13 protein-coding genes are annotated in these 15,287 nt (G+C 57.7%); 5 read left to right on the forward strand and 8 right to left on the reverse strand.

Features of this window, described 5'->3' with window-relative positions; all coding sequences use genetic code 11:
- Positions 1–241: 241 nt before the first annotated feature.
- From asr to puuD, 7 genes are all read right to left on the reverse strand, one after another.
- Positions 242–712, reverse strand: a complete 471-nt coding sequence (gene asr / locus ACMGGQ_RS08365) for an acid resistance repetitive basic protein Asr (RefSeq protein ID WP_045910376.1) — start codon at positions 710–712, stop codon at positions 242–244.
- A gap of 230 nt (positions 713–942) precedes the next feature.
- Positions 943–2,430, reverse strand: coding sequence for a carboxypeptidase M32 (locus ACMGGQ_RS08370; protein ID WP_063621494.1), 1,488 nt, complete (start codon positions 2,428–2,430; stop codon positions 943–945).
- Positions 2,431–2,580: 150 nt separating this feature from the next.
- Entirely contained in the window at positions 2,581–3,852 is a 1,272-nt protein-coding gene (gene puuE, locus ACMGGQ_RS08375; protein ID WP_196346224.1) for a 4-aminobutyrate transaminase, read from the reverse strand.
- A 26-nt stretch (positions 3,853–3,878) separates the two neighbouring features.
- On the reverse strand, positions 3,879–5,159 hold the full coding sequence (locus ACMGGQ_RS08380) for an NAD(P)/FAD-dependent oxidoreductase (RefSeq protein WP_063621496.1): 1,281 nt from the start codon (positions 5,157–5,159) through the stop codon (positions 3,879–3,881).
- Positions 5,156–6,649 (reverse strand): aldehyde dehydrogenase PuuC, encoded by a 1,494-nt coding sequence (puuC, locus tag ACMGGQ_RS08385; RefSeq protein WP_420289845.1) that lies wholly within the window; start codon positions 6,647–6,649, stop codon positions 5,156–5,158. Before puuC ends, ACMGGQ_RS08380 begins: the two co-directional genes overlap by 4 nt.
- 157 nt (positions 6,650–6,806) lie before the next feature.
- Positions 6,807–7,364, reverse strand: coding sequence for an HTH-type transcriptional regulator PuuR (gene puuR, locus ACMGGQ_RS08390; RefSeq protein ID WP_008502454.1), 558 nt, complete (start codon positions 7,362–7,364; stop codon positions 6,807–6,809).
- A 25-nt stretch (positions 7,365–7,389) separates the two neighbouring features.
- Entirely contained in the window at positions 7,390–8,154 is a 765-nt protein-coding gene (gene puuD / locus ACMGGQ_RS08395) for a gamma-glutamyl-gamma-aminobutyrate hydrolase (protein WP_045910614.1), read from the reverse strand.
- 213 nt (positions 8,155–8,367) lie between these two features.
- Here puuD and ACMGGQ_RS08400 point away from each other — a divergent pair, with 213 nt between their 5' ends.
- From ACMGGQ_RS08400 to ACMGGQ_RS08410, 3 genes are all read left to right on the forward strand, one after another.
- On the forward strand, positions 8,368–9,786 hold the full coding sequence (locus ACMGGQ_RS08400) for a glutamine synthetase family protein (protein ID WP_420289846.1): 1,419 nt from the start codon (positions 8,368–8,370) through the stop codon (positions 9,784–9,786).
- 181 nt (positions 9,787–9,967) lie between these two features.
- The gene (locus ACMGGQ_RS08405; RefSeq protein WP_418251760.1) at positions 9,968–10,153 is read left to right on the forward strand and encodes a hypothetical protein; all 186 of its coding nucleotides are present in this window, start codon (positions 9,968–9,970) and stop codon (positions 10,151–10,153) included.
- Positions 10,143–11,534, forward strand: a complete 1,392-nt coding sequence (locus tag ACMGGQ_RS08410; protein ID WP_008502450.1) for an APC family permease — start codon at positions 10,143–10,145, stop codon at positions 11,532–11,534. The genes ACMGGQ_RS08405 and ACMGGQ_RS08410 overlap by 11 nt, the downstream gene beginning before the upstream one ends.
- 73 nt (positions 11,535–11,607) lie before the next feature.
- Here ACMGGQ_RS08410 and ACMGGQ_RS08415 read toward each other — a convergent pair whose 3' ends face one another.
- Positions 11,608–12,861 carry an MFS transporter gene (locus tag ACMGGQ_RS08415; RefSeq protein ID WP_420289847.1) on the reverse strand — a complete coding sequence of 418 codons (1,254 nt, stop codon included), beginning with the start codon at positions 12,859–12,861 and terminating at the stop codon, positions 11,608–11,610.
- A gap of 121 nt (positions 12,862–12,982) precedes the next feature.
- Here ACMGGQ_RS08415 and ACMGGQ_RS08420 point away from each other — a divergent pair, with 121 nt between their 5' ends.
- Together ACMGGQ_RS08420 and mlc are read left to right on the forward strand one after the other, a co-directional pair.
- A complete protein-coding gene (locus tag ACMGGQ_RS08420) occupies positions 12,983–13,915 on the forward strand; it encodes a LysR family transcriptional regulator (RefSeq protein WP_420289848.1) in 933 nt (310 codons plus the stop codon).
- A gap of 94 nt (positions 13,916–14,009) precedes the next feature.
- Positions 14,010–15,230 carry a sugar metabolism global transcriptional regulator Mlc gene (gene mlc / locus ACMGGQ_RS08425; RefSeq protein WP_045910384.1) on the forward strand — a complete coding sequence of 407 codons (1,221 nt, stop codon included), beginning with the start codon at positions 14,010–14,012 and terminating at the stop codon, positions 15,228–15,230.
- The last annotated feature ends 57 nt before the right edge of the window (positions 15,231–15,287 follow it).

Here is a 15,287-nt window from a genome sequence, read left to right on the forward strand (position 1 = left end):
GAACCCTATGAAAATACTATAGACGGGACAGCGCTAAAGTGGGAGTAAAATCAGCGTGCTACAATCAGGAAAGATAAAAGTGGCTGGCGATGAGCGCGCATAAAATAAGCAGGATCAGAATCAGCTCAAACCGATAGCGTCGCAGCATACGCCCTCCGGATAAAAAAAACGGCGCGGAACCTGTTCCGGTTCGGCGCCGGTTTACCAACGTGCCCCGAAGGGCACGGTTTAGCTTGTACTCTTACGCAGCTGGCTGTGCAGCTGGTTTAGCAGCTTCGTGTTTTACTGCTTTTTTGTGATGCTTTTTAGCAGCCTGAGCTTTCTGTTCTACAGCCGGTTTAGCGGCTTTTTTGTGGTGGTGCTTTTTAGCAGCCTGCGCTTTCTGCTCTACAGCGGGTTTAGCGGCTTTTTTGTGGTGGTGCTTTTTAGCGGCCTGCGCTTTCTGCTCTACAGCCGGTTTAGCGGCTTTTTTGTGGTGCTTTTTGGCAGCCTGCGCTTTCTGCTCGGTTGGTGCTGCGGTTGCAGGTGCAGCGGCTTCTTTTTTCGCTGCAGCTTTGTGGTGTTTCTTATGATGAACCGCTTTTGCTGGGGCTGCGGTGGTGGTTGCAGCAGGTGCGGCAGCCGGTGCAGCAGTTGCGGTAGTGTCAGCAGCAAATGCAGCAGAAGACAGACCCATAGCAGCGGCAACAACCAGAGCTAATACTTTATTCATTCTCATACCCTCGAATTTGGTTTTTCATTTAACCCCACTGCGGGGCCGTTGAAATAACTATATCCCTGTAAACTCGGGGTTTCCGTGAGTGATTGGTATCGGCGTGTAACCATATGTACATTGCCGGGGGGCTAGCACAGACGGCCCACTCTCCATTGAGGGAGAGGGCTGGGGTGAGGGGGGAACATACGGCTCTTTTACCTGAGATCCCTCACCCCCGGCCAAACAGATTACAAATAGCGGGAGGTCAGATGTTCGCGGAAGTAACGGATGTTCAGATCCTCGCCCGTCGCCTGGGTGATTAACTGCGACGTGCTGAAGCGACTGCCGTGCTGCCAGATGTTCTGACGCAGCCAGTCAAAGAGTGCAGAAAAATCGCCCTCAGCGATGGAGGCCTGCAGACCCGGAAGCGCCGTTTTCGCGGCATGGAACAGCTGCGCGGCATACATGGCCCCCAGCGTATAGGATGGGAAGTAGCCAAAACCGCCGTCGGTCCAGTGAATATCCTGCATACAGCCGTTGCGGTAGTTGTCTTTGGTGGATAACCCGAGCCAGGCCTGCATTTTCTCGTCCCACAGGGCAGGGATATCGTCCACTTCGATCTCGCCGTTGATCAGCGACCGCTCAATCTCATAGCGCAGCACCACGTGCGCCGGGTAGCTCACTTCGTCCGCATCGACGCGGATATAGCCCGGCTTCACGCGCTGGTTCCAGGCGATAAAGTTCTCTTCGCTGAACGCCGCCTGGCTGCCAAAGCGGGCATGCACCGCAGGGAGAAGATGCTTGAGGAAGGCTTCACTGCGTCCCAGCTGCATCTCAAAGAACAGGCTCTGGGATTCGTGGATCGCGGTTGAGCGGGCCAGCGCAATCGGCTGTCCTGCCCACGCGCGCGGCAGGTTTTGTTCGTAGCGCGCGTGTCCGGTTTCGTGGATCACGCCAAACAGCGCGCTAAGAAGCTCATCCTCGTCATAGCGCGTGGTGATGCGCACGTCCTCCGGTACGCCGCCGCAGAACGGGTGCGCGCTTACGTCCAGGCGACCACCGTTAAAATCGAAGCCGAGCATTTTCATGGCTTCCAGGCCCAGTTCACGCTGTGTTGCCGTCGGGAAAGGCCCCTGAGGAGGAACAAACGATCGCTGAGCCTGTTTTTCCACGACGTTTGCCAGCAGGTCCGGCAGCCAGGACTTCATGTCGCCGAACAGCACGTCCAGACGGGCGCTGGTCATGTCGGGTTCAAAAATATCCAGTAACGCATCGTACGGCGTACAGCCTTTGGCTTCCGCCCGCAGGCGCGCCTCTTCACGGCTGAGTTTGACCACCTCTTTCAGGTTGGCGGAAAAACCCTGCCAGTCGTTAGCGGGACGCTGTGTACGCCAGGCATGTTCACACCTGCTGCCCGCCAGGGATTTGGCTTCCACCAGCGTTTCCGGCAGCAGCGAGGCCTGCTGATAGTGGCGCGTCATTTCCCGCAGGTTGGCCTGTTCGACGTCATTCAGATCTTCCCCTGCCGCCGCGGCTAACAGGTCGCCGACTTTTTTATCGGTCAGGAGCTGGTGCTGCAGGACGCTCATTTCCGCCAGCGCCTCGCCGCGCGCGGCGCTGCCGCCGGGCGGCATCATGGTGAACATGTCCCAGCTGGCGATGGAGGAGAGGTGCGAGAAGCGGGAGAGGCGCTGGAAGGTTTTCACAAGTGACTGATAGGCTGATGTTTTTTCCAATTCTTATTTCCTCATGCCGGGGATGTGTTTCAGGGAGCATACAATGAAACAGACCAAATTCCCCAACATTTCCCACGCGGAGGAAATCTGTGCAGATCTCCTCCGTTGAAACCGTCCCCGGCATTCCGGGAGACGGTTTTCGGTGGGCACTCAGGACTTATCGCGCATAACCTGTTGCAGGATCGCCAGCGCCTGGTTGAACTGGGCATCCGGAATGGTCAGCGGATAAAGGAAGCGGATCACGTTGCCGTACTGGCCGCAGATCAATAACAGCAGGCCCTGAGCGAGCGCCTTTTGCTGGATCGCCTGCGCGATGGCGGCTGAAGGTTCACGGCTCTCGGGATCAAAAAACTCCGCCGCGATCATCGATCCTCTTCCCCTTATCGCCACGAGCGCAGGGAAGGTGCCCTGAATCTCCTCCAGCGTGGCTTTCAGCCGATCGCCCAGCTGACGGGCGCGCGCGCACAGCGACTCGTTGTCGATAATCTTCAGCACCGCGTGCGCGGCGGCCACCGCAAGCGGGTTGCCGGCATAGGTTCCCCCCAGGCCGCCGGGAGCCGGCGCGTCCATGATGTCGGCGCGACCCACCACGCCGGACAGCGGCATTCCGCCTGCCAGGCTTTTAGCCATCGTCATCAGGTCGGGTTTGTCCGCGTAGTGTTCCATGGCAAACAGCTTACCCGTACGGGCGAAGCCGCTCTGCACTTCGTCGGCGATCATCACGATCCCGTGCTCATCACAGATGCGGCGGATGGCGGCCACCAGCTCTGGCGGGGCGACGTTGAATCCGCCTTCACCCTGAATGGGTTCAAAAATAATCGCCGCCACCTGTTTCGCCTCAATATCTGCTTTGAACAGGCGTTCTATCGCCGTGATGGCATCCTGCGTCGTGATGCCGTGCAGCTCGGAGGGATACGGCACGTGATAAACCGACCCCGGGAAGGGACCAAATCCGAGCTTGTAAGGCGCGACCTTGCCGGTTAACGCCATGGTCATATAGGTTCGGCCGTGAAAACCGCCCCCGAAGGCAATCACACCCGGTCTGCCGGTGTGGGCCCGGGCGATTTTAATGGCATTTTCCACCGCCTCCGCGCCCGTTGTGAAGAACGCCGTTTTGGCCGGGCTCTGCACCGGGGCCAGCTCGTTAAGTTTTTCGGCTAATGAAACGTAGCTTTCATACGGCACAATCTGGTAGGCCGTGTGGGTGAACTGGTGAAGCTGTTTTTCCACCGCGGCCACCAGTTCAGGATGACGATGGCCGGTATTCAGTACCGCGATCCCGGCGGCGAAATCAATATAGTCGTTGCCTTCCACGTCGGTAAGCGTGGCATTCTCCGCCGAGCGGGCAAAGAAATTACACATTACGCCAACGCCGCGCGGGGTGGCAGAAAGTCTGCGCTGATGAAATTCCTGATTACTCATGTCAGATACCCTTTTGTCGAAAACGATCATACGCCAAGACGATCGCGCAGGCTGTAATACGCCGCGCCCATCGCCGTGAATGGAATCCGCAGGCTGCGACCGCCCGGGAAGGGATAGTGCGGAAGATTAGCAAACGCATCAAAGCGCTCAGCGTCACCGCGCAACAGTTCCGAGATCAGCCGTCCGGCCAGGTGGGTGCAGGTCACGCCGTGGCCGCTGTAGCCCTGCATGTAATAGATGTTTTTATCCAGACGACCAAACTGCGGCATACGCGACAGGGTCAGCAGGAAGTTGCCCGTCCAGCGGTAGTCGATTTTGACGCCTGCCAGCTGAGGGAAGGTTTTGAGCAGCTTTGGCATCACCAGGCGCTCGACATCGTCCGGATCGCGCGCGCCATAGACGACGCCACCACCGTACAGCAGGCGGTTGTCGGCGGTGAGACGGTAGTAATCCAGCAGGTAGTTACAATCTTCCACGCAGTAGTTATTGGGGATCAGCGTGCGGGCGACCTCTTCCGGCAGCGGGGCGGTGGTCACCACCTGGGTGCCGCAGGGCATGCTGCGTTTTGCCAGTTCCGGTTCGATCTTATCGCCCAGATAAGCATTCCCGGCGACGATCACGTAGCGGGCCGTCACCTGGCCATGCTGCGTGCTCACCACGGCCGGGCTGGTGTGCTGAATGGCGGTCACCGGGGACTGTTCATATACCCGCCCGCCGTTCAGGCGAATGGCGTCTGCTTCGCCGATCGCCAGGTTCAGCGGGTGAATATGCCCCCCGCTGCGGTCCAGCAGCGCGCCGGTATAGCGTTCGCTGTCGACTTCCCGGCGGATGGCGCTGGCGTCCAGCAACTCGAGCTGCGTGTTGCCGTAGCGTTCCCAGTTGGCTTTTTGCTCCTCCAACGTCTCCAGCTGCTTGTGGTTTAGCGCCACAAACAGCCCGCCGGGACGATAGTCGCACTGGATCTGATAGCGCTGGATGCGCTCCCGAATGATTTCCCCGCCTTCAAACATCATGCTCCCGAGCATTCTGGCGGCATCGGGCCCGTAGTTTTTCTCGATCACGTCGATATCGCGGCTGTAGGAGTTAACCAGCTGGCCGCCGTTGCGTCCGCTGGCGCCGAAACCGATGCGCGCCCCTTCAAGGAGCACCACGTCATAGCCCATTTCGGCGAGATGCAGCGCGGAGGAGAGGCCGGTATAGCCGCCGCCCACCACGCACACGTCACAGCTGATCGACTCGTTAAGCGTCGGGAAAGGTTCGTAAGCGTTCGCGCTGGCCGCGTAGTAGCTGGTGGTATGTTCGGTCATGATTGAGGCTCCAGGGCAATCCAGATGGTTTTCAGTTCAGTGAATTTTTCCAGCGCGTGCAGGGACTTATCGCGACCGTTGCCGCTCTGCTTATAGCCGCCAAAGGGAACGGTCATATCACCGTCGTTATAGTTATTGACGAAGACTGAGCCGGCCTTCAGGCGGCGGCTCATGCGGTGCGCCCGGGAGAGATCGCGGGTCCATACCGCCGCGCCAAGCCCGTATTCACTGTCGTTGGCCAGCGTTAAGGCGTTCTCTTCGGTTTTAAATCGGGTGACGACCAGCACCGGGCCGAAAATCTCTTCCCGGCACAGCGGGGAGTCGGGCTCGAGGTCGACAAAAATGGTTGGACCGACTGCGGAAGGCCATGATTGTTCCCGCCCGTCCAGCAGCAGCGAGCCTTTCCGGGTTCCCTCGCGAATAAACGTGTGGACGGTATCGGCGTGCGCAGCGTCGATGAGCATGCCCATCGTGCTGTCGGGGTCGAGCGGATCGCCCGGCTGCCAGTGACGGGCCTGCGCTTTCAGCTTGGTCAGGAATTCATCGGCGATGCTCTCTTCGAGCAGCAGGCGGGTACCGGCGATACAGACTTGCCCCTGGTTGTAAAAAATCCCGGCGGCGGTCGCGCTCACGGCCTTGTCCAGGTCCGGACAGTCGGCAAAGATAATGTTGGCGCTCTTGCCGCCTGCCTCCAGCCAGACGCGCTTCATGTTGCTTTCTCCCGCGTCCTTCAACAGCTGCTTGCCGGTACGGGTAGAGCCGGTAAACGTCAGCACCTCGACCTCCGGATGACGTGCCAGCGCCTGGCCCGCTTCGTGGCCGTAACCGCTTATCACATTCAGCACGCCGTCCGGCAGGCCCGCCTCTTTCGCCAGTCCGGCCAGCCGCAGGGCGGTGAGCGGTGATTTCTCCGACGGTTTCAATACCACGCTATTGCCCGCGATCAGCGCCGGGCCCAGCTTCCAGCAGGCCAGCAGCAGCGGGAAGTTCCAGGGAACGATGGCCGCAACAACCCCGATCGGCTCGCGCACGATCATCGCCAGCTCGCCCGGCCCCGTAGGCGCCACTTCGCCGTAGACTTTATCCGCCGCTTCGGCGTACCAGCGAATGGCGCGCGCCGCGCCGGGAATATCGTCGCGCAGGCTGTGGCGGATGGGTTTACCGGTGTCCAGCGTTTCCAGCAAGGCCAGCTCTTCGCTATGGCGTTCCATCAAATCGGCGAGCGTATTTAGCACGGCCTTGCGCTGCGCCGGAGACGCCTGCGACCAGTCACCGCGCTCAAATACCTCACGCGCGGCTTGAACCGCGCGGTTCACGTCCGCCTGTTTGCCCCGGGCGACGTTCGCCAGCGTCTGCTGGGTCGCGGGATTGACGGTTTCAAACGTGGTGTTATCGGCGGCGTCACAATAGGCGCCGTTAATAAATAACCGGGTCTCAATGGCGCTGTTTTTTGCTTTATCCTGCCAGTAAGTCAGGTGCTGAAAATGCATATTCACTCCTTTCTTTCGCAATCAGATAAATAAAGGCATGGCCGTTTCAGGCAATACGAAGCCGTGGGGCATCCCGGGAATTAACCCGTTAAATGCCGACATTGATCGTTTTTATGTGTCCCGGCGTAAGCGCGCTTACGCCGGGACTGAGTGGTAATTAGAACGTGGTGGGGGTGTGGGCACTGATAATGCGGCAGATGCCTGCCGAGGTGTTGCTGAAGCTGTGTGGTATGCCGGTATTGATGGCATAGCTCTGCCCCGCAACCAGGTGATATTGCTGGCCATTAATGGTCAACAATATTTCACCTTCCAGTATCGTACCGATCTCCTCACCCTGGTGTTTGATCCTCTCTCCGGTCGTGGTTCCAGGCTGGTAAGTTTCAAAAATCATCGCCAGCGTACGGTTCGGATTTCCGTTATGAACCAGCTTCATCGAAACCCCCTGACTGCCTATTTCGATAAGGTCTTCCTGATTAATAACCACCTGCGGTTCATCAGGTTTTTCCGGTTCCGAAAAGAATTCCGAGAGCGACAGCCCATAAACTTTCAGCAGCTTCTGTAGCGTACTGATGGCAGGACTGACTTTGTCCTGCTCAATGGTGCTGATGGCACTGTGTGTTAACCCAGACAGTTCGGCGGCACGCCGCTGCGAGAGACCCAGCTGTTGGCGGATCTCAGACAGACGTTTCCCTGGCGCCAGTCCGTCATCGCTCATAGTTGCATTTCCTTTACGGTAGTGGTCAAAGCCGTTGCTTCTCGGCAATGTGGCTTTGACAGGCGGTGATAAAACCTTCAAACAACATACGTGACAGGGCGTACTCGCTGCTGTTCCATTCGGGGTGCCATTGCACACCGAGGGCAAAAGGGTGGTCATGAACGCTGACCGCCTCGACCAGCCCATCCGTCGAGCGGGCCTCCACGCGAAGCCGTGGTCCTAACGTCCGTGCACCTTGCCCGTGTAACGAGTTTACCCAAAATGTGTTACAGCCTGGTATTAATTGAGACAGCAGTCCTCCCTCCTGAACCTGAACTTCATGAGACGGGGCGTATTGTAGCTCAACCGGCAGTTCAGGATCTTCCCGGTGCTCGAGCAGGTCGTTCTGCTCGAACAGGCGGCGATACAGCGTCCCTCCCGTTGCAACAACCAGTTCCTGCAGCCCCCGGCAGATGGCGAAAATGGGGATGCGCCTTTCGAGCGCGGCGGCAATCAGCGCCATACTCAGAAGATCTCGCCCGGGATCGGCGTTAGGCTCATCGCCGTTTTCACCATAAAGGTGCGGCTGCACATTACTTGGGCTGCCCGGCAGGTAAATCCCGTCCAGGGTTGGGAGCAGAGCGGTAAGGAGCTCTGGCTCTGCCAGCGCATGCGGTAAGGCAATCGGTAAGCCTCCCGCGTTAATAATGGCATTCAGGTACTTTTCTTGCAGGGTCTGGGTCTCATGACCCTTAAGCCTGTTTCTACACATCACCACGCCAATAACTGGCTTGTTCATTATATTTTCCATGATCGCCCTCACAAAGTGGACTAAATTTAGGCCATTATCGCCTGAAAAACGGCCTTTTCGTTCAATATTTTCTCAATCTAGCAACGGGATCTACCTTTTGCAAACTTAATTTAACATTTGACAAACAATTTATTTGCATACAGATTCGATAGGGTGGACATTATATTTGACAGTCCAGAGCAGCGAACGCAAATCCAAAAACGGTGGTAAATCATGGAAACCAATATCGTAGAAGTTGAGAACTTTGTGCAGCACACGGATGAGAGGCGGGGCAGCGCCTTTACGCAGGAAGTGAAGCGCTATTTAGAAAAGTATCCTGACACCCAGTTTATTGATGTCCTCCTGACCGACCTGAACGGCTGTTTTCGCGGCAAACGCATCCCGGTTGCCGGACTGAGCAAGCTTGAAAAAGGCTGCTATTTCCCGGCATCGGTTTTCGCCATGGACATTTTGGGTAACGTCGTAGAAGAGGCGGGCCTGGGGCAGGAGCTCGGCGAGCCGGACTGCATCTGCGTACCGGTGCCGGGCACCCTGACACCGTCCGCCGCCGACCCGGAATACATTGGTCAGGTGCAGCTCACCATGGTCGATGAAGATGGCGCTCCCTTTGACGTTGAGCCGCGGAACGTACTCAACCGACTCTGGCAGCAGCTGCGCCAGCGCGGTCTGTTCCCCGTGGTAGCGGTAGAGCTGGAGTTCTATTTACTTGACCGTAAACGCGATGCCGACGGCTATCTGCAGCCACCCTGCACGCCGGGCACCGACGTGCGCAACACGCAGAGTCAGGTCTACTCGGTTGATAATCTTAACCATTTTGCTGACGTGCTGAACGACATTGACGAACTGGCGCAGCTGCAGCTGATCCCCGCTGACGGGGCAGTGGCTGAGGCCTCCCCGGGCCAGTTTGAGATAAACCTGCACCATACGGAAAACGTGCTCGATGCCTGCGACGATGCGCTGGCGCTAAAACGTCTTGTCAGGCAGATGGCGGAAAAACATAAGATGCACGCCACGTTTATGGCAAAGCCGTATGAAGAGCATGCGGGCAGCGGGATGCATATCCACATCAGCATGCAAAACAACCGAGGCGAAAACGTGCTCGCAGACGCCAACGGCGAGGATTCCGCACTGCTGAAACGCGCGCTGGCCGGGATGATCGATCTGATGCCTGCGTCCATGGCGCTGCTGGCACCGAACGTCAACTCCTATCGCCGTTTCCAGCCGGGAATGTACGTGCCGACGCAGGCCTCATGGGGACACAATAATCGCACCGTTGCCCTGCGTATCCCCTGCGGCGATCGCCATAACCATCGGGTTGAGTACCGGGTGGCGGGCGCTGACGCGAATCCGTATCTGGTGATGGCGGCGATTTTTGCCGGTATTTTACATGGGCTTGATAACGATTTGCCCCTGCAGGAAGAAGTGGAAGGCAATGGTCTGGAGCAGGACGGACTGCCGTTCCCGATTCGTCAGAGCGATGCGCTGTGGGAATTTATGCAAAACGATAGCCTTCGCGAGCGGCTGGGCGAACGTTTCTGCCACGTCTATCACGCCTGCAAAAATGATGAATTACTGCAGTTTGAACGCCTGATTACCGAAACTGAAATTGAGTGGATGCTCAAAAACGCCTGATGACGTGCCCCGGTAAGGGGCCGCTTTGTTTCATCTCATACGTATCACCAAACGGCCTGCGCGGAGCCTGGCCTAACTGTTTGCTGGCATGCCAGCTATCTCCCGGGAGTCGCGTTATGGAGCGCAGGCGGCACAGGGATTTTCTTAACGACACTGTGTGACGAGGTAGGAAATGATGCAGATGTTCAACTATCCGCAGGGCGAAGGGGGCCAGTCAGGCGCCTGCTGTGAGTGCGAGCCAGAGACGGTGCGCTGGTACGATCGCGTGTGTTCTTTACAACTTCCCCCTTTGCTAAGCAGGTTTGCGTTAAGGACAGCGCGATTGCAAACCACGGTAAGCATGGGGGGGACGGTTTATGGCGACTAACACCTCTCTTGACTCGCCGCGCATGGCCGGAAGAACCCGGCTGCGCAGTTCCCTCAAGCTCTGGCAGGTGGTCATGATGGGGCTGGCTTACCTCACTCCTATGACCGTGTTTGATACCTTCGGCATTGTGTCCGGTATTAGCAACGGCCACGTGCCCGCCTCGTATCTCCTGGCGCTGGCTGGCGTCATGTTTACCGCCATCAGCTACGGCAAACTGGTACGGCAGTTCCCGGAAGCGGGCTCCGCGTACACCTACACGCAGAAATCGATCGGCCCCCATTTAGGCTTTATGGTCGGCTGGTCATCGCTGCTGGACTATCTCTTCCTGCCGATGATTAACGTGCTGCTGGCGAAGATCTACCTTTCCGCGTTGTTCCCTGAAGTTCCGCCGTGGGTCTGGGTGGTGGGGTTTGTGACGATCCTGACGCTGGCGAACCTGAAGAGCGTGAATCTTGTCGCCAACTTCAACACCCTGTTTGTGCTGGTGCAGATCGCCATCATGGTGGTGTTTGTCATCCTCGTGGTGCACGGACTGCATAAGGGGGAGGGCGTCGGCACCGTCTGGTCGCTCCAGCCGTTTATCAGCGAGAACGCTCACCTGATCCCGATTATTACCGGCGCGACTATCGTCTGCTTCTCTTTCCTCGGCTTTGACGCGGTCACCACGCTGTCGGAAGAGACGCCAAATGCGGCGCGGGTGATCCCCAAAGCCATTTTCCTCACCGCTTTGTATGGCGGGCTGATATTCATTGTTGCCTCGTTTTTCATGCAGCTCTTTTTCCCGACGATCGCCCGCTTCAAGAACCCGGACGCCGCGCTGCCGGAAATCGCGCTGTACGTGGGCGGCAAGCTTTTCCAGTCGGTGTTTCTGTGTACCACGTTTGTGAATACGCTCGCTTCAGGCCTGGCCTCGCACGCCAGCGTCTCGCGCTTACTGTATGTGATGGGGCGTGACAACGTGTTTCCGGAGCGGGTGTTTGGCTACGTGCATCCGAAATGGCGTACGCCGGCCCTGAACGTCATTATGGTTGGGATAGTGGCGCTGTCGGCCCTGTACTTTGATCTCGTGACCGCGACGGCGCTGATCAACTTTGGCGCGCTGGTGGCGTTTACGTTTGTTAATCTCTCGGTGTACAACCATTTCTGGCGGCGTAAGGGGCTGAACAAAACGTGGAAAGATCGGTTCCACTATCTCCTGCTGCCGCTCATTGGTGCCGTCACGGTCGGCGTGCTGTGGATAAACCTCGAAGCGACGTCCCTGACGCTTGGCCTCATCTGGGCGGCACTGGGGATCCTTTACCTGACATGGCTCACGCGCCGTTTCCGAAAACCGCCTCCGCAGTTTGAAGCCGGTAAGATAGAACAGGCCTGGGATTCCTGAACGAAAAACGGCACCAGTACGCTGGTGCCGTTTAGCTGGAGCTCGTCTTACCGGACATCCGCCCGCGAGCATATTATCTCAGACGTTTATGAAGACTTGCGCCCACCAGCAGTGCGGCACAGAGCATCAGCGCGATAAACCCGCCCACGCCGTTCCAGCCGTAGTTATGCCAGAACACGCCGCCGAGCGTCCCGGCGATGCTGGACCCCAGGTAATAGCTAAACAGATAAAGAGACGATGCCTGACCTTTGGCGCGACGCGCGCGCGGGCCAATCCAGCTGCTGGCGACCGAGTGGGCCGCGAAGAACCCCGCAGAAAAGAGCAGCATGCCGGCAAAAATCAGCCACAGGGAGGAGAAGAGCGTCAGCAGCAGGCCGACCAGCATCACCGCCGTGAAGAACAGCATGACCGGGCCGCGTCCATAGCGTGCGGTCATCGCCCCGGCCTTCGGTGAACTCCACGTACCGGTCAAATAAGCCACCGAGAGTAAACCGACAATAGCCTGGTTCAGATGCCACGGTGAGAGCATCAGGCGATAGCCAATATAGTTAAACAGCGTGACGAAGGCGCCCATCAGCAGGAAGCCGGTCAGGAACAGGCGCGGCAGCCCCTTGTCGCGCCAGTGCAGACGGAAGTTGATAAACAGCGTTTTCGGGCGCAGCGATGTCGGGCGGAAATGACGCGATTCCGGCAGAATTTTCCAGAACATCAGGGCAGATGCCAGCGCGAAACAGCCGATGACCGCCAGCGCAATACGCCAGCTAAAGAAGTCCGTGAATACCCCGCTCAGCAGACGTCCGCTCATCCCGCCAATCGAGTTCCCGCTGATGTATAGCCCCATAGAGAAGGCAACAAAGCTCGGGTGGATCTCCTCGCTGAGGTAGGTCATCCCGACCGCCGCCACGCCGCTGAGCGAGAGTCCGATCAGCGCGCGCATCACCAGAATGCCGTGCCAACTGGTCATCATGGTCGAGAGTAGCGTACAGACCGAAGCCAGCATCAGCGCGGTTACCATCACCGGTTTACGCCCAATGGCGTCGGAAAGAGGGCCGGTAAAGAGCAGGCCAATCGCCAGCATCCCGGTAGAAATGGAGAGTGAAACGCTGCTGCTGGCAGGCGATACGCCAAACTCATGGGAGAGCACGGGCAGGATCGGCTGAACGCAATAGAGCAGGGCGAAGGTGGCCAGACCGGCGGAAAAGAGCGCCAGCGTGACGCGCATAAATTGGGGAGTACCACGTTTAATGAACTGAACCGGCTGCGATGTTGCTGGTAAATCATTGATATCGCTGGCCGGATCGATATCAATGGCAGTTGTACGACTCACACAGTTTCCTTGCTTAAACATCCCCGTGATTTCTGGTGACGGGTATGACCACCTCTTCAGGGTAGGAAAATGTAAATATTCTGTCTAATATATTAATAATCTCAAATGATACGTTAGAAATATGAATATCGAGCTGCGTCATCTTCGCTACTTTGTCGCCGTCGCCGAAGAGCTGCATTTTGGCCGCGCGGCAGCACGGCTGAATATCTCTCAACCACCGTTAAGCCAGCAGATTCAGATCCTGGAGCAGCAGGTCGGCGCGCGCCTGCTGGCCCGCACCAACCGCAGCGTGAGCCTGACGGCGGCGGGCAAGCAATTTCTCATCGACAGCCGACAAATTCTGAGCATGGTTGAGGACGCCGCCGCTCGGGCAGAACGGCTATATCTCGGGGAGGCCGGAGAGCTGCGAATCGGGTTTACCTCGTCCGCGCCGTTTATCAGCGCCGTCTCGGAAACGCTGTCGTCATTCCGCCGCCATTTTCCGGATGTTCATATTCAGACGCGCGAGATCAATACCCGCGAGCAGATTGCGCCGCTAAATGAAGGTTCGCTGGATTTGGGGCTGATGCGTAATACCCAGCTGCCGGACTCGCTGGCGTGGGAGGTGATCCTGCGCGAGCCGCTGATGGCCATGATCCCACACGATCACCTGCTGGCGTCGCGTCCGACGGTGTCGCTGGCAGAGCTGGCAAAAGAGCCGTTTGTCTTTTTTGATCCGCAGGTCGGAACGGGTCTGTATGACGATATCCTGGGGCTGATGCGCCGCTACGATCTTGCCCCGGTTATTACCCAGGAAGTCGGGGAAGCGATGACCATTATCGGGCTGGTCGCCGCCGGGCTGGGCGTCTCTATTCTTCCGGCCTCCTTTAAACGGGTACAATTGCGCGAAATGCGCTGGGTGACCATCGCCGAAGAGGATGCCGTTTCAGAGATGTGGCTGGTCTGGGCAAAACATCGCGAACAGAGCCATGCCGCACAGCGCTTCAAACAGCAGTTGATGAACGTCTCCGCCGGGGGGCATTTTCAGGGAAAAGTGGGCAAAAATGTGCAGTAAATCACATGGCTAAGTAAATATTTGACGGCAGCCATGCAAGTGCTTCACCATAGCCAACAGTTTATTTCGAAGCTCGAAAATAAGGGAGTACGAGGTGGTCGCTGATAGTCAGCCAGGGCACATTGATCAGATTAAGCAGACCAACGCTGGCGCGGTATATCGCCTGATCGATCAGCTTGGTCCGGTTTCGCGTATCGATCTTTCGCGCCTGGCACAGCTGGCACCCGCCAGTATCACCAAGATTGTCCGCGAGATGCTGGAAGCGCACCTGGTTCAGGAAACGGAAATTCAGGAGCCGGGCAGCCGTGGCCGTCCGGCAGTCGGGCTGGTGGTGGAAACGGAAGCCTGGCACTACCTGTCGCTGCGCATCAGCCGCGGCGAGATCTTCCTTGCGCTGCGCGATCTGAGCAGCAAGCTGGTGGTAGAGGACCGTCTTGAACTGCCGCTCAACGCCGAGGAATCGCTCCTCGAGGCGATTGTCTCGCACATCGATCGCTTCTTTATCCGCCATCAGCAGCGGCTTGAACGCTTAACGGCGATTGCCATCACCATGCCGGGCATTATTGATACCGAAAATGGTATTGTCCACCGCATGCCGTTTTATGACGATGTCAAAGAGATGCCGTTGGGAGAGGTACTGAAAAACCATACCGGCGTGCCGGTCTACATTCAGCATGACATCAGCGCCTGGACGATGGCGGAGGCGCTCTTCGGCGCGTCCCGCGGCGCACGGGATGTGATTCAGGTGGTTATCGATCATAACGTCGGGGCGGGGGTGATCACCGACGGACGTCTTCTCCATGCCGGAAGCAGCAGCCTGGTGGAAATTGGCCACACCCAGGTCGACCCGTACGGCAAGCGCTGCTACTGCGGCAACCACGGCTGTCTGGAGACCATTGCCAGCGTGGAAAGCGTGCTGGAGCTGGCGCAGGTCAGGCTCAGCCAGTCCATGAGCTCCTCGCTGCACGGACAACCCTTAACGGTGGATTCTCTCTGCGCCGCCGCGCGTCAGGGCGATCTGCTGGCGAAGGACATTATTACCGGGGTGGGGAATAACGTTGGCCGCATTCTGGCAATTATGGTGAACCTCTTCAACCCGCAAAAAATCCTTATTGGCTCACCGCTCAGCCAGGCGGCGGAGATCCTCTTCCCGGCGATTACGGCCTGTATTCAGCAGCAGTCGCTTCCCGCCTACAGCCGGAATATTGCGGTAGAAAGCACCCAGTTTTCCAATCAGGGCACGATGGCAGGCGCGGCGCTGGTCAAAGATGCTATGTATAACGGCTCGCTGTTGATCCGCCTGTTACAGGGTTAACTCTTTTCCGCAGATGTAAGAAAAATTGCGCTATCTCAAGCCGGGTAGCGCACGCAT

This window comes from Enterobacter sp. BNK-13, from assembly GCF_048685015.1.
In the GTDB taxonomy this organism is placed as follows: domain Bacteria; phylum Pseudomonadota; class Gammaproteobacteria; order Enterobacterales; family Enterobacteriaceae; genus Enterobacter; species Enterobacter quasiroggenkampii.